Consider the following 20,126-nt stretch of genomic DNA (forward strand, 5'->3'; position numbering starts at 1 on the left):
CACCGCCTCAGCGGCAAAACGGTCGTTGATGGGGGTGTCGGCGGTGCTCATCAGTTGTCCTTCCCTGGGCGCCAGATGGTCGCGACGGCGAAGAACGCGACGCCGAGCATGGCCAGCAGGTAGATGGTGCCCATGGCGCTGGCCAGTCCTGGATCGCCGAAGCGGATCATGGTGCGGTAGATCAGCAGGCTCATGGTTTCGGAGGCGGACTGCGGGCCGCCGTTGGTCTGGATCAGGATGGTGTCAAAGGCCCTGGCTGCGTCGATGCCGCGCACAACCAATGCCACTGCGATGACTGGGCGCAGGAGCGGCAGGATGATGCTGCAGAGCAGGGTTGGGGCCTTGGCGCCGTCGAGCCGGGCCGCCTCGATGAGGTCGCCGGGGATGTTCTGGAGGCCGGCGAAGAGAATGAGGCACATGAAGGAGGTGGTAAGCCAGATATCCGGGACGGCCACGGAAAACAGCACGATGTCCGGGTTGGAGAGCCAGCCGATCTGGTTGGGGTTCTGCAGGATTCCCGCCTGGTGCAGGAGGGTGCCGATGAGCCCGAAGTTGTCGATCATCAGGAATTTCCACAGCAGGCCGGCGACGATGGGCGCGATCATCAGCGGGTAAAGGAACACCGTCCGCCAGACCTCGGATTTCCGGCCAAGGGCCGTGAACAGAAGGGCCATTCCCAGCCCGAGGGCGAACTCAAGGGCGACCACCACGAGGGTGTAGGCCAGGGTGCGCCAGCCGGCGCCCATGAATGCTTCGGAGGCGAAGGCGCGGATGTAGTTGTCCAGGCCGACGAAGTCGCGGGGGCCCCCGGCGATCGGGGAGATCTTGAAGAGGCTGTCTGCCACGAGGCGGAACAGCGGGTAGGCCACAAATACTGTCAGGAACAGGGCCGCCGGCGCCATGAGGTACAGGGCGAAGCGGCGATCGGAGATACGCACGGTTTTCTCTTCCGATGGTTGGGGCCGCGGCCGGCACTAGTGTTTCGGTGCCGGCCGCGGAGTCTTACTTGAGGAGGTCCTGGATCTGCTTTTTCGCGTCGGCCAGGAGAGTTGCGGAGTCGCCGCCGGCTACGGCCTTTTGCAGCATGGGAACCAAGACGGTGTCCACTATCTGCTGCCATTTGGCAGTGGCAGGGCGCGTGGCCGTTGCCTGGCCCTTGAGGGTCTCGATAAGCGGCTTGAAGCTCTCGTAGCCGGGCTTGTCCTGGTACTTCTCGAAGGCCGAGATGCGGGAGGCCAGGCCGAGGCTGGATTCGATGCCCAGGTCGTTATGGTCATAGGCGCACTTGACGAACTTCTTGGCAGCGTCGCTGTTCTTGGTTGCCTTGGGCACAGAGAGGTACCAGGGGCCGGGAACACCGGCAACACCGGCGGAGCCGCCGATCATCGGAGCGGCGCCGACCTTGCCCGCGACCGGGGAATCCTTGGGGATCTGGCGGTAGGCGTGGGCCCAGAACCGGGTCATCGCGGTCTTGCCCTGGTTGAACAGGTTCTGCGCTGCTGCCCAGTCGACCTGAGCGGCGCCGGGAGGGGCGGACTTGACCAGGCTGGTGTAGAAGTCGAGCGCGTCCTTGTGCGCGGCGTTGTCGATCACAACGTTGTTGTTCGCATCGAGGACCATCGGGGAACCGGCCTGGAGGACATGGGCCAGCCATTCGGTTTCGACGCCGCCCTTCACGTCTGTGCCGTACATGCCGTCCTTGGTGAAGAATTCGGAGATGTCCTGGTATTGCTTCCACGTAGTCGGAGCGGCGAGGTCGTAACCGAACTTGGCCTTGAAGTCGGTCTTGTTCTTGGCGTCCTCGAAGAGGTCCTTGCGGTACAGGATGATTTCGGAGTTGGTCCAGGCCGGCATGCCGATAAAGTGCCCGTCCACGTTCGCTTCCTTCACGAGCGCGGGGAAGATGTCCTTCTTCGCCTCGTCGGTGAAGAGCTCGTCGATGGGCTGGACGGCGTCCTTGAAGCTGGGAAGCCAGACGGAGTCCAGCGCGGCGACGTCGAAGGAGACGTTGCCGGAGGAGAACTCGCTGGAGAGCCTGTTGAACATGCCGTCGTAAGGAAGTTCGACGAAGTTGACGTTGATGCCTGTATCTTTCGTGCACTGTTCGGCGACGCCTGTCAGTTCGGCGTGGCCACCGGCCTCGACGAGGACGTTGACGGTGCTCGCGGCGCTACCCGACGTCGCAGCCGGGCCCCCCGCCCCGCAGGCGGTTGCTGCCAGGAGCACCGCGGTGGACAGCCCGCCAAGGGCGGCGATCCGGGAAATCGTGATTCGAGAGGACATCGCTGTCGACTCCCTTTCTTTTGAACGGAATCTACGGTTGGGGTGGAGCTGGGAAACTTCAAGTCTCAGTGAAAAACCGTTTTGCCAAATCGACTTGGCATCACATTAGGGGCGGCGACGGATGCGTGTCAAGCATCACATCGAAATCCTGCGGACCCTTGACGACGCTATGGCAGCCGCCATACCGTAGCCCACAGCCGATGGGCAAATCGTTTTGGCAGATTTTGGCAAAATGCCGCATATTGTGCGCCCCGAAGACCACCCTGGCGTTCGGGCCCTTTTCCAACCTTCGCACGCCCGGTTGGGGACCCTAGGGTCCTCTCGTCACCAATTCAAAGGAGAACAGATGAAACCCATCCCGGACGTCAGCCGCAGGAGCGTGCTGCGGGCCTTCACGGTGTCCGTAGCAGTAGCAGGCACCGCCTTCGCCATGGCATCCACCGGCAGCCCCGCCACCGCAGCACCCACACAGATGGCCGCAACGCCTGACGCCGGCCAGCGGCCGTTGGGGCACCGTCACCTGATCGGTGTCCTCTAGAAGCACCCAAACGTTCAGTCCCCCAACGATGTGAGGAGAACCAGCTTTGACCACCGTCTACGACGTCACCACCTGGAGCGTGCCAGGGAATCCCCCGGCTACCCCGTACAACGACATCGGGCTCATCATCAACAGCATCATCGCTGACATCAAGAGCCAGCAGACCAGTCAGGCATCCAAGCCCGGCGCCGTCATCTACGCGCCCGGATCAGATCTGCCTCAAACTCGGCCACCATTCAGGACGTTGAACAGCAGCCGGCCTACGGGGTCAGTCGGATCGTGGGTGCTGCCGCCGAGACTGAGGACTACCCCTTTGGCCGTCAGCTCGTCAGCTATACCCCGGGCATCGGAAAGGGAACGCGCCAAACGGTCCAGCTTGGTCACCACCAGCGTATCGCCGGCTCGGCATGCCGCCATCGCTTCACGGAGTCCAGGGCGAACCCGGTTAGATCCCGTCAGTCCGTGATCGACGAAGATCTGCTTCTCTTCAACACCAAGGGCAAGGAGAGCGTTTCGTTGGCCGGTTAGGTCTTGGTCGTTTGTCGAGACTCTGGCATAACCGATCTTCATTCCAGTCATGAGGAACAGGGTTGCAGCAATCCCCCCGTCACCGTGCATTTGATCGTGCGGGTCTTACGTACATGGCCTAGGCCAGTAACTGCAAGGGACGTGCGGCACGTTTCCTGGGCACGGTGATCGACCGGCTTGCGGGCACTATGCACCGATGCAGACGTAATCCTCTTTATCATCTCGTGCACGAGATGACGTTAAATTCTCTATGACTCGGGACACATTCATGGAATTGCCGACTTCGTAGAGACTCCGCCAGCTGAGCTGTCCGCGATGCGCGCTCGTCGCTACTGAGCGTGGTGAACGTAGAGGTCGCGGAGCAGCGCGATCTCGGCTCCGTGGTGCAGGATCTCCTGGTTCTCCCACCACACGATCGACGGAAACGTCTCCTCGGCATCGCTGCCGTACGGGTAGCTGCTTAGCCCGGTCCGGTCATAGTCGGACTCATCGACACTGAGTAGTACCCGGCGCCAGTCGGCTGCGGCCTGACGGAACCTCTCGATAGCGCCGGCTGCATCTGGTCGTGATTCGTACGTCGCTCGATCGAACGTTCGGTCGCCCCCGAGGTGGTTGGATCGGCCCAACAGCGTTTCGGAGATGTGGTCAAGCCGCCAGGCGATCGTCGTGAGGGGCGGAGGCCACGGACTTTCGGGGGCGCCGTCTCGCCCCCACTCACCCGCGCCGATGAGCTTGATGGCGCCCGGTCCGGGCCCATCGGCGCGCCTCCGTACAGACCAGCACGCGTCGACCGGTTCCCAGAGGTACTCGGCGTCCGTCAGTACCGGTACGTCGACATCGCTGTCATCACCCGAGTTGCTGGTGGGCCCGGCGAGGCGAGTGAGAAGTCGTTCCGTCGCCCAGTCGTACTGCTCGAGCAGTGGCTTGAGGCGCTCGTTGGTCATCATGGCATGTAGCCTATACTCCACGAAATGCCGTTAGGCGCCTACGCGCGGTCGATGTTCGTACTTCGGAGCATCCGCTGGCTGGCCACGACCAAGTGCCCGCCAAGGGATCCGCTGACGTTCGCCCGTGGTCTGTCCGAACTTTCAACTGTCGGTACTGGCCTTCTTTCGGGCTCCCAGAACGCAGAACTCGTTGCCTTCTGGATCCTCAAGTACAGTCCACGGCCGCTCGCCTTGACCAACATCGACCCTGCGGGCACCCAGAGCGACCATCCGCTCGACCTCGGCCGCTGGATCGTCCGGCCGAAAATCGAGGTGAAGACGATTCTTTGTTACCTTCGAATCTGCCACCGGCACGAAGACCAACCCTGGCAACCGGTCCGGTGCAGAACGAATTTCGAACTCATCGTCAGCTTCCAAAGTCACGACCCAACCCAAAGCTTTGGCCCACCAAAGTCCAAGCTCGGCCGGTCGTGCCGAATCGACAATTACTTGTTCCCATTCAAGACTCATGCGTTCCACTCTACTGAGCCGGGCCCCTGCCCGGTGAAGAATCCCTGCGGTCACCAGGGCGTCCGCTGAACCACCGGCTTACGGGCGCCGTTGAAGGGCACGATCGTTTTCAGTTACGGTCCGCGACGCGTTACTCGGAGAAAGCTCGGAGAACGCAGCCCCCTGCGCGCGCTGAGTGCGTGACGCTTGAGGATTCAGGTCGGTGCACCATGCGGGATAGACGCGGAAACCGCGCTTGCCAGGATGCAGCTCGGAGCTGACGCATCCGAGCGAGATCAGGTGCTCCGTGGTGAATTGGAAGACCCCGAACCGTTCCTGCTCCTCTGCGAAGACGAGCAGTCCAGACATCGACTCGTCAGCCGTGAAGGGCCTGGTCGATCCGCCTTCGTCGCGCTTCCAGACCGCGACGAAGGCGCCCGGCTTCGTCGGTGTGATCCGGGCGGTGCGGATTCGCCACTGCTCCTTCCCGATGCGTGCAACCCCAGATTCGTAGTCGCTGTTCTGTTCTTCAACCTGGATGACAGGCTGTGCATCGGCAGGAGCAGACGCAAGATCGATGAAGCGTTTGAATGCGTGGAAATTCACTCTCAAACTGTAATCGCTCAAGAATCCGGGCCTGAAACCTGTCCGGTTGACGATCCTTAACCGGACACCACCTGAACCGTAATCAAACCGAAGCCCGGCATGCTCAACCGGTGCTCCTATTCCGGGTAAGGGTCTGCCCCGGCAACCTGGGATCGGGCCGGTTCCGCGGTGGCGTAAAGGGCGTTGAGGTGGCGGTAGAGCGTTCGGGCGATGTAGCGCTTGAGGGATCTGCGGATTTCGCGGTAGCTGCGGCCTTCTTGGGTGCGTTTGGTGACGTAGTCCCGTGTTCCGGGTCGTGGGCCATCCGGGTCCGGGCTCTCCCCCCGTCTTGGCTCCGGCCATCTCGGCGGCGACGGTTCCCTCGTACCCGCTGGCCGTTTCGGGGTGATGGGTGATGGCGTGGACGGTGAAGTGCTGCCAGCCCTTGGGCGGCTGCTTCTTCGCCAGCAGCGACTTCACGAATTCACGGCGGACCACAGTAGCTTCTCTGCACTTTTCAACCTCGGCCGGCTGGAGGTTCGGCTGATCCGCTCTGCGACCATGACGATGATTCCCTCCGGGCCGCGGACGCAGCAGAGCGGATCCGTCCCAGTTCCTTAGACGTGGAACACGAGTGGCGGGACGCCGACCGGACCTGTCCGGTGCGGCACGGATCCCGGACCTAAACCTGGACGATGGACTCGATTGGCCGCGGGGAAGTGATCGGATCTGCGTGACGATGGAGAACTTTCCACTGTCCGTCCTCCAGGCGGAAAATCGTCGTCACGCGAAGAGAAATCGGGGATACTTCATCGGATCCGCCAACCTTGGCCCGGGCACGTTCAATTTCGACAGTGTATGCGAGTTCCGTCCCGACGTACCCCGAGATTCGCTCGAAGTTGATGGGCTCGCCCTCCCTCAGTTGAGAAACCGCCCGCTCCATCGTCTGCTCAACTGCACTCCAGCCCCGAGCCGGCAGGCCGAGCGGATTGGCCAGTGAGACGTCGTCCCGCCTCGAAAACAGCTTCTTCTGCAGCTCCGGGTCTCCCCTGACGAACGCATCGAGCGCTCGGTGGTACTGCTCAACCACACGATCTAGATCGGACCCCGACATTGGTTCCTCCAGCCTCGCTTCTGCGCCGGCGCGGCCCGGCGCGCCGGGCCCTGTATTCGGCCATCGTGGCACCGTTCACGAATGATGTCTACAAACGATTTCCTGGCGCCGAGACCGATCAGGAATGCAGAAGCGCTGGCACAGGCCGCGCCTACGAAGCTAGCGACAACTCCGCACAACGACCACGCCAGCCCACAAATGCCTGACACAAGCAACCTCCTTCACCGCAGCCGTATGCAGCCAAGATGCGTGATTTCGTGTCCATTGATGGCAAAGGCGCCTAGATTCGCCCCATGGGGACGCAGGAAACGTTGGACCGGCATTGTTGACTGGCTGAACATTAGGATCCGTTTACGTCTCGCTGCTGGGGGCAACCAGCGGGCCTACCGCACCGACGCCTTACAATTTTTTCGCGACGTACCACCGGGCGTGAGCGACCAACTGGGTGGTCAATGGCGAGGCGCCGTTCCGGAGCCAGACCAGTACGGTCGGCATGGGGAGAGACACCCCAACAAACGGGCGCCACACGACGCCGGGAGGATCACCTGGTACCACCTGATGCGGCGTTTTGAACGACACGCCAAGGCCGGCAGCCACCAGGCTCATGGTGGTGGCTATGCTCGGCGACCAGCGGTGCGGGCCCAGAATCATCCCTTCATCCACCAGCAAACCCAGTACCCGCTCGCGAACATCCGGGTCGCCGTCGCGCTGTAACCAGATCAGAGCCTGGCCATTCAGATCCAGGGGACTGATTGCTGCCAGCTTTGCCAGCCGGCTGCCGGATGGAAGGGCAACCCCCATCGGCCCGGTTTCCAGGGTCAGCACACCGAGCCGTTCGTCGGAGGGTGGCACGGCGTGAATGAAAACAGCGTCAAACTCGCCCTCAAGAAGTTTTTGGACTCCTTCCCTTGCTGCCGCAGGTTTGACGTCTACCTCATTCCGACAGTGCCGTGGACGGATATGCGCGAGCTTTCAAACCATTCGAGGCGGTCGTGGCTGTCGAAGCTGAAGGCAGCGGACAAGGACAGGGTCACCACGTTGTGTTTCAAGTCCAGCCCGGAGGCGGCCACGCCCAGCTTCCACTCGGCGCCGACTTCACGCCGCCGCGGCAAGGTAGTGTCGGCTGAGCTCGCCCAGCCGGTCTGCACCTGCTTGGAGAGCGGGGGCCGGTCATAGAGCGCCTCCGGCTCGTCACCGATCATGGTCAGCGAGCCGGCGAACCCCTCGGCGCGCAACTGCTCTGCAGCCTTCAGCCCGGCCAGCGACGCGCCCACGATTACGATGCGGCCCTCGCGGCGCAGGCGGTCATTGCCCTCGGCCGCCGGGGGTGGTGTCGGCAGATCGGCCATGTCGGCTTGAAGCGCCTATACCGGGCACGCCGCACCGCAGAACATCTGATTTCCCTCATGGTGAAGGACATATCCCCTCATCTTGATGTTTGCCGGTTACACGCCGGGAAACGCAAGACCTGGAACTAACGAGGCGCCGGGCACCTGTGGCACTGCTCAGACAGGAATGGGCCTTTACGGATGGAGCTTGGCCTCTCGTCACTCATGACGTTTGGCGGCACGTCGTGCCTTCCGATTTTCCTGCCACGTGTACAGGGGAACGAAGACCAGCAAAAGGGCTGTACCCATCCCGGCGACAGCTCGAAGCAATTCATAAGTGATCGTCAACAGCGGGGACGAGCCGTTGTCTAAGCCCCTGAGAATGAGTGCCGCGGCGAAAGCAACAACGGTCACGATGAGAGCGATCAGGGTTGCTTTCCGCAGACGAACTCTGGCTAGCAAGGCTGTCATTGAAGGGTCCGATCTGTTGGTCGCGGAACTGACGGATACGAAATGGCACGATTAGAGGCCGCCCGTCGACTATCTCTTTCCCATGATTACCCCAGTCGCGCTTCGATGAGCGTCAAGCCAGGCTCCCCGGTGGCGAAGTGGAGCTGACCTCTATCAGTTGCGAGGGCCACGATCCCCCAGTTCTTCTTCAGCTCGCGAGGCCGCTTCGGGGGCGGCTCGATCTGGCCCTGGCGCCCGACGTCCGAGAACACAGTGATCTTGCCTTCGGGCTCACCCTTGTCGATGTAGTCGGGCTGGAACTTGAACGTGCCGGTTCCGATTTCGGCGAAACCCGGCAACCACCGGCCGCGGAGGGAATCGGGATGCGAGTCCGCATACCGGAGTGCGCATTCGATGACGCCGCGCTCGGCGTCGCGAGCCAGCCGCTCTTTCCGTTCGGGAACTGCCTTGTAGACCAGCAGGAACGATCCGAGGCCCATGATGACAACAGTCAATGCAGTGGATCCCCAGAAGCCCAGGTCATCGCGGACGACGCTTGAGGCCATAGTCGCGACGAAGAGCAGCCAGAACTGTGAGGTGACAGCGGCCTTTTCCCACCTGCCCCGGGGTGAGGGCTTCAGCATCTCAACAGCCATCTCCGCTTCTACTCCTCTACGATCGTGCGTTGCCCCACTGCTGGCACTAGCCGTGGGCGGTGCGGCACCGACTGTCCTGGATAAGATTCGGATCAACCCGTTGACGCTGTCAGAAATCCGGTCAATGCATAGAGCATCAAGCCGATCGCAACCATTAGGAGGGCCAAGACGAGGCCCCGGCCCGGGAAAGGTTTCCCCGCGGAGGTCGTTTAGATCTCACGTAGAAGAAGCAACCCCAGAAGATGATTAGTCCGGCGGCGAGCGGGATATATGGCCTAACCATCTGTCGGTTTCCTTGGTCTTCGGTTTGTGGCATCAACCTCGACAGAGGCTCCTCGCCCCTCACGCCGCACAAAGAGCTTGCACACGGCGATCACCAGGGCCAAGGCCAGCAACACGATGCCGCCTACCACGCGTGGCAAGGTCAGATCCAACAGACTCACTATGGCGAGGGCGATGAGAAAGCCGACTTGCCACCACGACGCCCGGGCAATCGCTGTGACCGCTCGCCCCATGACGTCACCTCCTAACTTTCTTCTCGTACAAACCCCGGACCGACGTCCGGTCTGTGGTCTTCTAGCGGGTAGTTACACCAGCCCTGCGTAAAGGAAAAAGCAGCCTACGCCAGCCAGGCAGAGCAGGAGGAATAGTGAATACTGCCCGCGGGTAAGTGGTCCTCCGCTCCCGGACCATCTGGCGGAGGCCAACCCCCAGCACGCCAATGGCAGCTATCGCAGCTGCAATGCCCAGGTAAAGAAATGCGGTGGCCATAAGTCATCTCCTCGGGTGGCTTCCAGAACCATCGGGTCGCTTTGACCTCACGTAGAGAGCGCAGGCGCCGAGCAGAATTAGACCTGCGGTAAGAGGAATCAGTGGCCAATAGATCATTCCCTCACCACCCCGCCGAGAATGCCACGAAAGCCGCTCCGCCGCTTAGGCAGGCGATTGCCCTGGGCACCCGCCAGTGGACGCTCAATCTTGCTCCTTCCGGGGACTTCTCTGTCCCTTGCCTTCTTTCAGGCACTTCCACGGTCTGGCTCCTTAGGGGGACCCCGGACCGCGTATCGGTCCGGGGTCCCCCGGCCGCCCCAACAGGGCCCGGGGAGTGCGACGACACTCGCTAGGTAATCCCTCGCTCTCCATCCTTAGTAGAGCGACGATGTTTGACGACAGCCAACCCGATCAGGTTTGCAGCGGCAAACCCCAGCGCCGCTGCCACCAGGATCACCTTGAAGGCAATCCAAATGGTTGGGATACATCTGTGAACAGTGCGAAAACCCCTGGGAGGAGTCCGGCGACGACCCTCCGACACTGGGAAAGAATCGCTTCTCTGCTGGCTTGTCTCTCTTTTCACCGCTCATAATTTATGAGACGGCCAGTAGCCCGATGCCCAGGCAGAGGGGTGGCGCCCCGCAACAATAAAGCCGGCGGCCTATCGCCACCGGCAGATCGATTTGAATGTTGCGGCAAGGGCCGCCCTCCCCAACAAACATCGTGTCTCCAGACTTGGAACTGAGTGATGACGCTCACTTTAGACACCGCCTTTGTCCAATGACTAGAGAAGCATGCTTGTCATTTTCGTGATCGGGCATGACAGTTTGCGTAAAGACCGGGGTCGCCCCCGTAGGGGCAAAAGTCCTTTCCTTCCTGCTCTATGCCAGCTGCCCTACAGGTAGTAGCCTCTCGATTACGCCGACGATGGCCTAGAAAATTGGGGGAATACATGAGCGAGTCCAACGACCTGCACGGAACGATGTCAGTGGATGGCCCGACGGAGTCGGGAGCAGTCGCCTTCCACGAGGGACGGAAGTACCGCCGCAATTCCATCATCATCGGGGTGATCGGTCTGTTCCTGTTCGGCATCGTGGCGGGCGTCGTGGCGTTCATTATGGCCGGCCGAGCCGAAGCCGCCGGGGTTAAGGCCACAGCCGGAAAAATCCTGGGTGTTCTGGACATTGTCGGCGGCATCATCGTCATGGTGATGTTCTTCAGCAACAGATAGCAGGCGGTTCCGTCGCTACCGCCGCGACCATGAAGGCCAAGCTCCGCGGCGGCTGGTGGCAAACGACCCGTTCACGTCGTAAGACACGCCCGAAGTCGTGCGCAGATAATGGCTCACCGACCGCCATTTTCCTGGGGCTCCAAGGCGCCCGGACGGGCTAGGGTGACGGCAATAGCCAAACTACCGAATTGGGGACCAATGAAGCCCTGGCGTTCGATGATGAAATTACGGCAGCCGGTGAAGGGCGGCCTTGTCGCCTACCTGATCGCTTTCGCGGTCGTCTTCGTGTCCGTGCCGGCTTCGGCAATATTCACCGAGGGCAAGCAAAACCCAGTGATGCCGTGGAGCCTGACCGCGCTAGGTCTCACCGCCATCGTCCTTGGTGTGATGCTGGCGGCGGACCTTCGCGGCTCGACGCGCGCCTATGCCTCGATGATCAAGGACCACAAGCCGATGGGGGTCGACTACTCCAAATCGTTCTTCGCCAACCCGACGTTCATCCGGATCTTCGGCGCCATGTTCGCGTTCATCGGCATCGGGTTCGTCGTGAGTTCGACACTCGTCGCCTCCCAGATGTCGTGACGTCAGGCAACAGAGACGGCAAAGGGTACCCGTGGCAATCGTGGCCGTCCGACTCCCTGGACGGCATGCCGCCGAAACGGCGACGGCTGGTCGTGTGGGCGCTGCTATGGCTCATCATCTTGAGCGGTGTCCTGCAGGCCACCCTAGACGCAGCCGACATAGCCCAGCCGTGGCGGTCCATTACATATACCGCCGTCCTGGTGGCCATCTTCGCTCCTCTGATCCGGGGCGCAGTCACTGAAACCCGCGCCCTTCGAGCTGAGGGTGTTGATCTGCCCCGCCAAGCGCCAGAGGTGACTGCCCCACCTAGGAAACTAAGACGACCGCACCTGACTCGCCATAGTTCTGCCGATCTACGACGCCATCGTGGGGGTTCCCCGACTTGAACCCCTCAATCCTCAAAGCCGGATATTCCTCGAACTCCGTCTTGACGATGGTCACGTTGCCTTCACAAATCAGTTCCCTTCCACCTTCAATCTCGATTTTGAGCCCATCCGGAAGATCCACGGCGGAGGTGAGAGCGAAGAGGGAATCGAAAGGCCTCCCGTACCAACCGTCAGGTAGCACCAAGCCAGCCCGTCCGTGCTTTGCGAAGAAACGCTCGACTATATGGGCAGGCGGACTAAGAGTCATCCAGGGCTTACGGGTCATAGGTCGATCCTACCGACGGGCTTCTTTCACCGGACCCGCCCTCCGTCCGCCCGGCGATGTTCGTCGCAACGTCATGTGCGGTTGCCTCAGTCCGCCCTCACTGATGCCCGTAAGCTTGTGGCCCATAGGACGCTTTGTCGTCTGACGAAGGATTTCTTGAACAAACTTCCGTACCGCCGGCTTTGCGCTTTTTAGGATTCTTGCGCTGAGCCCACTACCCAGCGATTCCATCGGTTGAACATTCCGCTCGGTGGTGTGCCAAGAGCGCGAATTGCCCTCTTGTACCAACGATGGCCGAGGTAGTAGACGACGCTGAAGAGGACAAGCAGGACGGCCAGGATAATTAGATACCAGTCCTTCGCGGTCTGGTATTCCTGGTAGCCGGGCTGCCCATAAATCAGTTCACCTGAAACCAAGGGGACGGTCACGTCCAGGAAGTAGTGGAAAACCTGGATGAAGGGCGCTAGCAGAAGAGCAAAGGTTAGAACGACGAAAGCAAGGTACTTGAACCAGACTTTCGCGCACCGTTTGTTCCAAGAAGCGATCCGTTCCTTCTCGTCCGCGTCTATCGGCTGATTCATGTTGTTCCCCCATTTTTTGTTTTCCTAATGCATAGCCTACGTGGGCTAATTTTTCGGCAGTTGATAATCGCCGGCGGTCGAATACATTCTTACGTCGGGTGGACGATGCAATCCCAAGAACAGGAGGGGCGCGGATCCATCGACGCACTACGGGCGCCTCTTCCGGCCCGTCCCGTAAGCCGGTCCCCCACCGCGACACCATCTGCCCGCACTGGCGCTGCGAGAAATCCGATACAGCTAGTGGAATCCTGGATTCGCGTATACCCCGCCTGCAAAACTGTGCCGCTCAGGTTGAACAATCGCGACGGTTGCACCGCCCGCACAGATCATGGCTGCGTCCGGGTCTGCACCAACGACCAGGACCTGGCAGCGCCGCGCAAGGCGCTTAGGCCTGGGCGTCCCCCAAGGAGCTGATCAATGGTGACCACGGCCTGACCGGCAGGAACAAGGATCGGCTGAGACTGAACTAAGCCCAGGCGGCTGTGCAGGCGGCACCCCGGCCGTCACCAAACCCGATCGGTTCGTCCAGTCCTGCCCGATGCTGGAGAACATCATCGAGGACAGCGACAGTTTGCCAGGGGTTCCGGCTGCCAACAGGGATAACCCTAAGGATCTGATCCCAGGTCATGCAGTTCCAGGCGCTCCCGGCCATGCAGGAGTGAGCAGCAACACCGCTGTCCAAGCCAAGAGAGGAGCCGCCAGAAAGCAACAGCCAACAACAAAAATGGGCCCCCGCAGGGGCCCATAAAAGGAGATTTGTACACATTCAGAGGACCACAAGCCCCTGAACAGGGAAAACACGTGCCCGAGGTGGGACTCGAACCGGGTTCCAGCCCTTGAATTTCCGCCACTCCCCCGCAAACATCGCCAATCCGGCCCAGTCCGGAACCGGTACGACCCGATCCGAAGCCCAGGGTGTGCACATTGTGCACACCCTCTCTTTTCCCGGGTCGGCCACAGCCGGGCTGCCTTGACGGCGCTGATTATGGCAGTTTGAGTGGGGACCGGTTCTGCAGTCTGAGTTGGGCCCACTTCGCGGCTCGCCCGTTGATGAATCGCAGTTTGAGTTGCGCCCGCCCCACGGTTGGTTCCATCAGAGTTTTTCCCAACGGTGGAAGGCAGTGATGGAGTCGAGAGTGGAGCTATTCTCGAGGATCCGCCGGGATGCCAGGGTTAAGGGCTTATCCATCCGCTGCCTTGTCCGGGAGTACCGGGTCGCCCGAAGAACCGTTGGGCAGGCACTGGCCGCTGCGGATCCACCGGTGCGCATGGTTCCTGCCCGGGGGCACCGAAGCTGGGCGGCGATCCCGTGTGCGGGATGACACGCCGCATTGCGGCTGGATGATCCGCGGATCAGCTATTAAAGTCTTTCGGTATCGAATGCAGTCAGACGGACACGAAGTCCGGGAAGGGGGCGCACATCACCGCTGACCAACACCACCAACCCACTGCTTCATCCGCGAAAGCCCCTCCGTCGAGGGGCTTTCTTATGTGCCGGGAGCCTGCGGTCCGAGGCGGCGTTCACGGGCCGCCTGACCCCGTCCCTTCCCCAGAAACAGGGACACAAAAGTATTCAGCGCGATGATGCGGTCGCGGTCAGCCTCGTGAAGACTCGCTGGGTGGACGCTCATCGTTGTCTGCGGGCTTCTGCATCCCGAGGATGAGGAACGTGATGCCCATCGTGAAGAACGCCATCCAGGCCGTGGTTCCCAGAAATATCATTGCGATCGCAACGGCAACGAAAACGATCCGATCGGCAGGAAAGCCGCGCCCCTGTTTCTCTTCGCTTTCCTTCGCCGTTCACCAGGCCGAGGCTACGTCGGCGGAAGGAGACCCGCAACGTTCCCGCGAGGACAATTTGCCGCGTCTCATTACCTCGACAGTCCTGACCCGCCCTGAAAACCGCCCGACGGTCTCAGTAATCGATCGTTTGTGACACCGATCCCTGCCGTGCCCTATTCCTTGCGCATCCCGCCGGTGGAGGCTTGCGTAGCTGGCTGTTTGTTTTTAGGGCTTGCCTAGGGAGTGGCCGCTTGGGTGGTTTCCTTTTGGCGGCCGGCGTTGATGATCAGCGCGGTGATAAGCGTCGATGCCGCGAGAAGGATGGCCGCGATGAAAAGCGCCGTCGTGTAGCCACTCGTGAGTGCAGCGCTGGCTGTTGCGTTTGCTGCAGCGTCTCTAGAGGCGCGTGAGGTGTACAGCGCTGTCAGTGCGTCGGGGAGCCTGTATTCGGTGATGCTTACGGAGATTGTGGTGAGCACTGCAACGCCAAGGGCGACGCCGATCTGCTGGGCGGAGTTCAGTTGCGCTGACGCGATGCCGGATTCCTGGGCTGGGATGCCGGGCAAGCTTATTGCCTTCACTCACTTTTCCCGCGACAGGAGGTTGGGAAGGCTTAGAGGGACGTGGCCACGGAGGACCGGAACCGGTCGATGGCCGCCTCGTTGCGGGCGAAGTACGTCCACTGTCCAATGCGGGTGGTCTGCACGAGGTCGGCGTCTGCGAGGGTAGCCATGAACTGCGAGGCGGTGGACTGGGAGACCTCGCAACGCTTCCTGATGCTTGAGACGCACACCCCGTAGCGTGTGGCGTCGACTTTCTGTTCTTCGAAATTCTTCACGGGGTCGCGGAGCCACTGCAGGATCGCCAGGCGGTGTGGGTTGGAGAGCGCGCGCAGTGCTGCAAGCAGCTCATCCTGCTGGAGCTGGGTTCCGGGGTTCTCATCTGTAGGCACTCCATAAGGCTACCTCAAAATCGTCATATCGCAATTTACCGATGAACGTGCTAAAACTTAAACCAACCCCCTCGAAAGGAACGAACATGCCTATCACCACAGAAGTTTCCACCGCTGTTCACAACTGGAGCTCCAGCCTGGCCGCCCTTCCCCCACTGCTCCGCGGAGAACCGTCGGACACGACCCTCGATGAACTGCGCACCGCATACGACGAGATGCTGGCCGCCCATCCCACCCCGGAAGGGGTCACCATCGAAGAGGTGGACATGGGAGGGATCCCAGGGATCGTGGTGACGCCCGAGACCGTGGAGGACAACCGGGCCCTTTTCTACATCCACGGCGGTGCTTACATCGTCGGCAGCCCGGCGGGCTACCACGGCCTCGCCGGAAACTTTGCAGTCCGACTAAACGCCCGGGTGTTCCTGCCGCACTACCGGCTGGCTCCGGAACACCCCTTCCCCACGCCGATCAACGACACCGTCGACGCATACCGTTGGCTGCTGGAGCAGGGTCAGGACCCGAAGCGTCTGATGGTCGCAGGTGATTCGGCCGGCGGCGCCATGACAGTCACGGTGATGATCAAGGCTCGCAATCTGGGGTTGCCGCTGCCGGCAGCCGGGGTTGCCCTGTCACCCTGGGCGAACCTGGAGCACACAGGCGCGTCGATGACCAACCGGGAAGGCCTCGACCCGCTGAACAGCAAGGCCGTCCTGGACCTGCTGGCACGCAGCTTCCTAGGCGGGGCACTGCCGAATGACCCGGACGCATCCCCGGTCTTCGCCGACGTCCGCGGACTGCCCCCGATCCTGGTCACAATCGGGGAGAACGAACTCATGCTCAGCGACGCAGTCCGGCTCGCCGGGCACCTGGCCGAGAATCGCGTGCGAGTGAGCCTGGACGTCTGGCCCGAGATGTTCCACGTCTGGCACATGCACCAAGACCGGCTCCCCGAGGGGCGCAAGGCCCTCGACGACGCGGCCCGGTTCCTGCTCGAGGCGCTGCCCGCCCGGTAGGGACATCAACCGGGCGCCGTTGAGGCGCCCTGCAAGATGAGCAACCCCAGATCGTCAGCCCGATCCAATAATGGGTCGGGCTGACGTGTTCGACGTCGTGAGCGACGACGGGCCCCACCTGCCCATGCAGGAATGGATAGCAGCACGATGTCCACGCCTCCAAGATCGACCAACTACTGGCCTTCCAGCCCCTGCTGCTTCCATCCGGAGGGTCGGAGGAAGCCCGAAAGTAAGTCCTAGCGGTTACCTCCAGCCCCACTTCGCGAGCCGGCAGAGGGGTCCTTTGGATTAAACGAAACACGTCCGCCAGCGACACGAGAGTCCGCCGTCTTCCTCGAGTGAGTGCTCGCCGCCGCCAGGGTGCGGCTGAGTTTGTGGGCCCACCGGTCGCCCAGGAGGTCCGCGCCCAGGGCTTGCCGCAGGGGGATTCTTTGATGAGATGGCAGCCGACGAGTTGCTGTACGCGGAGTCCTAAACTCGGCAACGGGCTAGCAGGTGGCCGGCTTCCGTGGAGAGGAAAGCCGCATCGGCGCGCACCTCATGAGAGACGGCTAAATGGCTAAGCGCGGCCGAAGGAGAAATCGCGACGCTCGAATCTTCTTAAACGGATAAGCTGTCGTTTATGGTGACGGAAGAGCGTTCAGGCCCAGATAAGAGCGTGCGAGTCACCATCCGCGACGTTGCACAGCGGGTGGGTGTTTCATCCGCGGCAGTGTCCTATGCAATGAGCGGGCGGCCCGGGGTTAGTGAGGATTTACGTGATCGTGTCCTCACTGCTGCGGAAGATCTGGGGTACCGCCCCAACAAGGTAGCCCAGCAATTGCGCCGCGGGCGGACAGATGCCGTCGGCCTGCTTTTCGCCGACATAGCAAACCCGTTTTACCCTGATCTTGCCAGCGGAGTGATCGCCGCGGCCACCCTGGAGGGCTTCGAGGTATTCGTCTCCAACGTCGGCATTAATGGGGAGCGACAGACCGAAGCGGCAATGGCACAGCTTGACCGGAATTCGGCCGGCCTGCTCTTCACTTCTGTAGCCGATCAGGACCGCGACTTGCTTGAAAGCCTCACCCGACGCGGTGTTCCCTTCGTACAGTTGCACCGAGTGCTCGAGGGAGCTGCTGCCGATTCGGTGGTAGTCGACAATCTGGCTGCGGCCCGGGAGCTGGCACAACATGTGGCGGGGACAGGTCGAAAAAGGGTCGCGGTGCTCGGCGGCGCCGGCGCGTCCAGTGTTTCCCGAGACCGTGAGCGGGGCTTCCGGGAAGGCCTGGCAATGGAGGGCGCGACCGTTGTGAACGAGGACGGGCTCTGGGGTGCGCTGACCCGGGAATCCGGGGCCGCCCGGGCCCGGACGCTCTTGAGCGCCGGGCAGCAGGTTGAGGCCGTGTTGTGCGGCAACGACATGATCGCGGTGGGCGTCCTCGACGTCTGCCGGGAACGGGGGCTCCGGGTGCCGGAGGATTTGGCGGTCGCCGGATTCGACGACATGAGCTTCTCCAGCGCCGGCCCGCTGCAGCTGACCACAGTGACGGTTCCCCGCGAAATGATGGGACGGCGCGGCTTCGAACTGCTGCTCCGCAGAATCCAGGGATATGACGGGCCCCGCGAGCGCATAGTGCTCCCCCACGTCCTTCAAGTCAGGGAGACAACGGGCTAAGCCGCCCCGAATGTGACCCTGACAACAAAAAATCCTCCAAAGCTCTTGCGCACCGGACCGACGGCATGAATACTTAACTTAATCGATTCAGGAACCTTGGTTTTGGCCACGTTCAAACTTAATCGATTCAGTTCCGCAAGTGATGTGACATCCACATCGGTTCCTAAACTTCGAAGGAGAAGAATGACTGCGAATGCTGCTGAAGCAACCATGGATGAGGCTGCCGTTCCTTACCGCGGCGAGCAGCCCTATGGCATCATCGATGACGTCATCGTGCCCGGCGCTCTCGACCTGGACGCGGACGAGCGCCTGTGGGTGCCCCAGTCCAAGGACGTGTCCTTCCGCCCGCTGATTCTGTCGGCGAGCCAGGGATATTTCGTGAACATCCTGCGCGTGCGCAAATCCGGGATCCTTTCCCGGCACAGGCACGCCGGGCCGGTTCACGCGGTCACCCTTAAGGGCCGCTGGCACTACCTGGAGCACGAGTGGTGGGCCGAAGAAGGCACGTACGCCTTCGAAACACCGGGCGATATCCACACGCTCGTCGTCCCTGACGGGGTGGAGGAAATGGCCACGCTGTTCCACGTCACCGGCACCTACATCTACGTGGATCCCGACGGCAACCCGACGGGCATTGAGGATGTCTTCACCAAGATTGCCCTGGCGAGGGCACATTACGAAGCAGTAGGCCTTGGCGCCGACTACGTCGATCAATTCATCCGCTAAGAGGCCTCCTCTCCCTTCGGGGCCGGACCGCGATTCCCCGGAGTCGACACTGACCGGCCGCAACCCGGGGCCGAGTCCGGTGCTGCTCCTGCGACCACTGCAGCCAGGAGCGGCGCCGGGCGGCATCCGGATACACCAATGAGGCTGTCAACCTGCCCCGGCGCTGTCGGGCGCCGACGGACCAGCCGCTACCACTGACTGCGGAACTTCGAAGGAGAAGAACCGATGAATAAATTCGTACAGGGCTGACCGTGAAAGCCCTTAGAAAACAAAGCACCTCACCGAAAGACGTGCGGGTGCAGGAGCATCCCAAGCCCGACCCGGCTCCCGGAGAGCTCCTGGTCCAGACACTGGCCTGCGGCCTCTGCGGCAGCGATGTGCATGCATGGCGTCAGGACACGGGTTACGAATGGGTCCATTGCCCGGTGACACTGGGTCATGAAGCGGTCGGCGTCGTTGTAGGTACCGGAGCGGGAACGGACAGCCAATGGATCGGTCAACGCATTGTGCCCATTGCCATCGATGGCTGCGGATCCTGCGATCTGTGCCGTCGAGGTACTCGTCAACTTTGCCTGGACCGAACCGTGCTGGGGCTCTCCTTTGACGGAGCCGCCGCAGATCTCTTCTCCATCCCTGAATACCGCGCCGTGCCGGTGAACAATGAGCTGCCCGCTGCGGTTCTCGCCCTCACGGAGCCGCTGTCCGTGGCCCTGCGCGCGGTGATACGCCTGGAGCAATCGATACCGGCCCAGGCCCGTGTCATCGTCAGCGGTCCCGGGCCGATCGGCCTCATGGCCGCGTTGCTCCTTAACCAGCGCGGGCATCGGGTTACGCTCCTCGGCGCAGCACGCGACGAAGAGCATCGCCTGCCCCTGGCCCGGCTACTTGGTCTGGAAACCATCCAGGCAGAGGACGTGACCCCGGCAGGGCTGCACGGGTGGCTGGAAGCATCGGGCGCGGCCCAGGCATTGTCATCTGCGGTGGCAAATATCGGCCCGGGCGGAACCATCGTCGTCGCCGGCCTGTTCCCGTCGATCCCGGCCGTAGACGTCAATGTGCTGGCCAGAAACGAGATCCAACTCATCGGGAGCTACGGCTCAGTCGCCCTCGACTACCGCAACGCGCTGGCAGCGCTGGAGGCAGCGCCTGACATGTGGGCGTCACTGGTGACCACATTCCCGCTGACCGAAGGCACTCGCGCACTCCAAGCCGCGGCCGACGCCGAAGCAGTCAAGGTCGTGCTCCTTCCCTAAAGCGCCTGC

General features: G+C 61.8%; 22 protein-coding genes and 2 pseudogenes. 8 read left to right on the forward strand and 16 right to left on the reverse strand.

Annotation, left to right across the window (positions count from 1 at the left end; translation table 11 throughout):
• Positions 1 to 50: 50 nt before the first annotated feature.
• A complete protein-coding gene (locus tag ARTB_RS07735; protein WP_243178500.1) occupies positions 51 to 938 on the reverse strand; it encodes a carbohydrate ABC transporter permease in 888 nt (295 codons plus the stop codon).
• A gap of 64 nt (positions 939 to 1,002) precedes the next feature.
• Positions 1,003 to 2,283 (reverse strand): ABC transporter substrate-binding protein, encoded by a 1,281-nt coding sequence (locus ARTB_RS07740; RefSeq protein ID WP_243178502.1) that lies wholly within the window; start codon positions 2,281 to 2,283, stop codon positions 1,003 to 1,005.
• A 346-nt stretch (positions 2,284 to 2,629) separates the two neighbouring features.
• Between ARTB_RS07740 and ARTB_RS07745 the strand changes: the two genes are divergently transcribed.
• Positions 2,630 to 2,821, forward strand: a complete 192-nt coding sequence (locus ARTB_RS07745) for a hypothetical protein (RefSeq protein WP_243178504.1) — start codon at positions 2,630 to 2,632, stop codon at positions 2,819 to 2,821.
• 197 nt (positions 2,822 to 3,018) lie between these two features.
• Here the strand turns inward: ARTB_RS07745 and ARTB_RS07750 are convergent.
• The 9 genes and pseudogenes from ARTB_RS07750 to ARTB_RS07795 all read right to left on the reverse strand — a co-directional run.
• A pseudogene (locus tag ARTB_RS07750) lies at positions 3,019 to 3,400 on the reverse strand (recombinase family protein); the annotation flags it as partial.
• A gap of 278 nt (positions 3,401 to 3,678) precedes the next feature.
• Positions 3,679 to 4,317: a DinB family protein gene (locus tag ARTB_RS07755; RefSeq protein ID WP_243178505.1), complete on the reverse strand. Its 639-nt coding sequence runs from the start codon at positions 4,315 to 4,317 to the stop codon at positions 3,679 to 3,681.
• Positions 4,318 to 4,437: 120 nt separating this feature from the next.
• Positions 4,438 to 4,806 carry a VOC family protein gene (locus tag ARTB_RS07760; protein ID WP_090582409.1) on the reverse strand — a complete coding sequence of 123 codons (369 nt, stop codon included), beginning with the start codon at positions 4,804 to 4,806 and terminating at the stop codon, positions 4,438 to 4,440.
• 78 nt (positions 4,807 to 4,884) lie between these two features.
• The gene (locus ARTB_RS07765) at positions 4,885 to 5,391 is read right to left on the reverse strand and encodes a MepB family protein (protein ID WP_243178506.1); all 507 of its coding nucleotides are present in this window, start codon (positions 5,389 to 5,391) and stop codon (positions 4,885 to 4,887) included.
• A 323-nt stretch (positions 5,392 to 5,714) separates the two neighbouring features.
• A pseudogene (locus tag ARTB_RS07775) lies at positions 5,715 to 5,874 on the reverse strand (ParB/RepB/Spo0J family partition protein); the annotation flags it as partial.
• Between the two features lie 178 nt (positions 5,875 to 6,052).
• Positions 6,053 to 6,460, reverse strand: coding sequence for a YybH family protein (locus tag ARTB_RS07780; RefSeq protein WP_216699090.1), 408 nt, complete (start codon positions 6,458 to 6,460; stop codon positions 6,053 to 6,055).
• Positions 6,461 to 6,883: 423 nt separating this feature from the next.
• Complete coding sequence (locus ARTB_RS07785) at positions 6,884 to 7,444, reverse strand: LysR family substrate-binding domain-containing protein (protein WP_243179579.1); 561 nt, start codon at positions 7,442 to 7,444, stop codon at positions 6,884 to 6,886.
• Entirely contained in the window at positions 7,414 to 7,833 is a 420-nt protein-coding gene (locus ARTB_RS07790; RefSeq protein WP_243178507.1) for an FAD-dependent oxidoreductase, read from the reverse strand. The genes ARTB_RS07785 and ARTB_RS07790 overlap by 31 nt, the downstream gene beginning before the upstream one ends.
• Positions 7,834 to 8,369: 536 nt before the next feature.
• Positions 8,370 to 8,918, reverse strand: a complete 549-nt coding sequence (locus tag ARTB_RS07795) for a hypothetical protein (RefSeq protein WP_243178508.1) — start codon at positions 8,916 to 8,918, stop codon at positions 8,370 to 8,372.
• Between the two features lie 1,723 nt (positions 8,919 to 10,641).
• On the opposite strand from ARTB_RS07795, the gene ARTB_RS07800 reads away from it, so the two are divergent.
• Together ARTB_RS07800 and ARTB_RS07805 are read left to right on the forward strand one after the other, a co-directional pair.
• The gene (locus ARTB_RS07800) at positions 10,642 to 10,920 is read left to right on the forward strand and encodes a hypothetical protein (protein WP_243178510.1); all 279 of its coding nucleotides are present in this window, start codon (positions 10,642 to 10,644) and stop codon (positions 10,918 to 10,920) included.
• A 198-nt stretch (positions 10,921 to 11,118) separates the two neighbouring features.
• Positions 11,119 to 11,502, forward strand: coding sequence for a hypothetical protein (locus ARTB_RS07805; RefSeq protein WP_243178511.1), 384 nt, complete (start codon positions 11,119 to 11,121; stop codon positions 11,500 to 11,502).
• A gap of 306 nt (positions 11,503 to 11,808) precedes the next feature.
• Here ARTB_RS07805 and ARTB_RS07810 read toward each other — a convergent pair whose 3' ends face one another.
• Together ARTB_RS07810 and ARTB_RS07815 are read right to left on the reverse strand one after the other, a co-directional pair.
• Positions 11,809 to 12,153 (reverse strand): hypothetical protein, encoded by a 345-nt coding sequence (locus ARTB_RS07810; protein ID WP_243178513.1) that lies wholly within the window; start codon positions 12,151 to 12,153, stop codon positions 11,809 to 11,811.
• A 191-nt stretch (positions 12,154 to 12,344) separates the two neighbouring features.
• The gene (locus ARTB_RS07815) at positions 12,345 to 12,734 is read right to left on the reverse strand and encodes a hypothetical protein (protein ID WP_243178515.1); all 390 of its coding nucleotides are present in this window, start codon (positions 12,732 to 12,734) and stop codon (positions 12,345 to 12,347) included.
• A 1,669-nt stretch (positions 12,735 to 14,403) separates the two neighbouring features.
• On the opposite strand from ARTB_RS07815, the gene ARTB_RS07820 reads away from it, so the two are divergent.
• Complete coding sequence (locus tag ARTB_RS07820; RefSeq protein WP_243178516.1) at positions 14,404 to 14,670, forward strand: hypothetical protein; 267 nt, start codon at positions 14,404 to 14,406, stop codon at positions 14,668 to 14,670.
• Positions 14,671 to 14,752: 82 nt separating this feature from the next.
• On the opposite strand, the gene ARTB_RS07825 is transcribed toward ARTB_RS07820, so the two are convergent.
• A complete protein-coding gene (locus ARTB_RS07825; protein WP_243178518.1) occupies positions 14,753 to 15,082 on the reverse strand; it encodes a hypothetical protein in 330 nt (109 codons plus the stop codon).
• A gap of 47 nt (positions 15,083 to 15,129) precedes the next feature.
• Positions 15,130 to 15,468 carry an ArsR/SmtB family transcription factor gene (locus ARTB_RS07830; protein ID WP_186329212.1) on the reverse strand — a complete coding sequence of 113 codons (339 nt, stop codon included), beginning with the start codon at positions 15,466 to 15,468 and terminating at the stop codon, positions 15,130 to 15,132.
• 86 nt (positions 15,469 to 15,554) lie between these two features.
• Between ARTB_RS07830 and ARTB_RS07835 the strand changes: the two genes are divergently transcribed.
• Together ARTB_RS07835 and ARTB_RS07840 are read left to right on the forward strand one after the other, a co-directional pair.
• Entirely contained in the window at positions 15,555 to 16,481 is a 927-nt protein-coding gene (locus ARTB_RS07835; RefSeq protein ID WP_243178519.1) for an alpha/beta hydrolase, read from the forward strand.
• A gap of 724 nt (positions 16,482 to 17,205) precedes the next feature.
• Entirely contained in the window at positions 17,206 to 18,138 is a 933-nt protein-coding gene (locus tag ARTB_RS07840; protein ID WP_243179580.1) for a LacI family DNA-binding transcriptional regulator, read from the forward strand.
• On the opposite strand, the gene ARTB_RS07845 is transcribed toward ARTB_RS07840, so the two are convergent.
• Entirely contained in the window at positions 18,135 to 18,293 is a 159-nt protein-coding gene (locus ARTB_RS07845) for a hypothetical protein (protein WP_243178522.1), read from the reverse strand. The genes ARTB_RS07840 and ARTB_RS07845 overlap by 4 nt on opposite strands.
• 28 nt (positions 18,294 to 18,321) lie before the next feature.
• Here ARTB_RS07845 and ARTB_RS07850 point away from each other — a divergent pair, with 28 nt between their 5' ends.
• Complete coding sequence (locus tag ARTB_RS07850; RefSeq protein WP_243178529.1) at positions 18,322 to 18,864, forward strand: 2,4'-dihydroxyacetophenone dioxygenase family protein; 543 nt, start codon at positions 18,322 to 18,324, stop codon at positions 18,862 to 18,864.
• Positions 18,865 to 19,160: 296 nt separating this feature from the next.
• Positions 19,161 to 20,117: an alcohol dehydrogenase catalytic domain-containing protein gene (locus ARTB_RS07855; RefSeq protein ID WP_243178532.1), complete on the forward strand. Its 957-nt coding sequence runs from the start codon at positions 19,161 to 19,163 to the stop codon at positions 20,115 to 20,117.
• The last annotated feature ends 9 nt before the right edge of the window (positions 20,118 to 20,126 follow it).

This window comes from Arthrobacter humicola (genome assembly GCF_022803015.1).
GTDB classification, from domain to species: domain Bacteria; phylum Actinomycetota; class Actinomycetes; order Actinomycetales; family Micrococcaceae; genus Arthrobacter; species Arthrobacter humicola_A.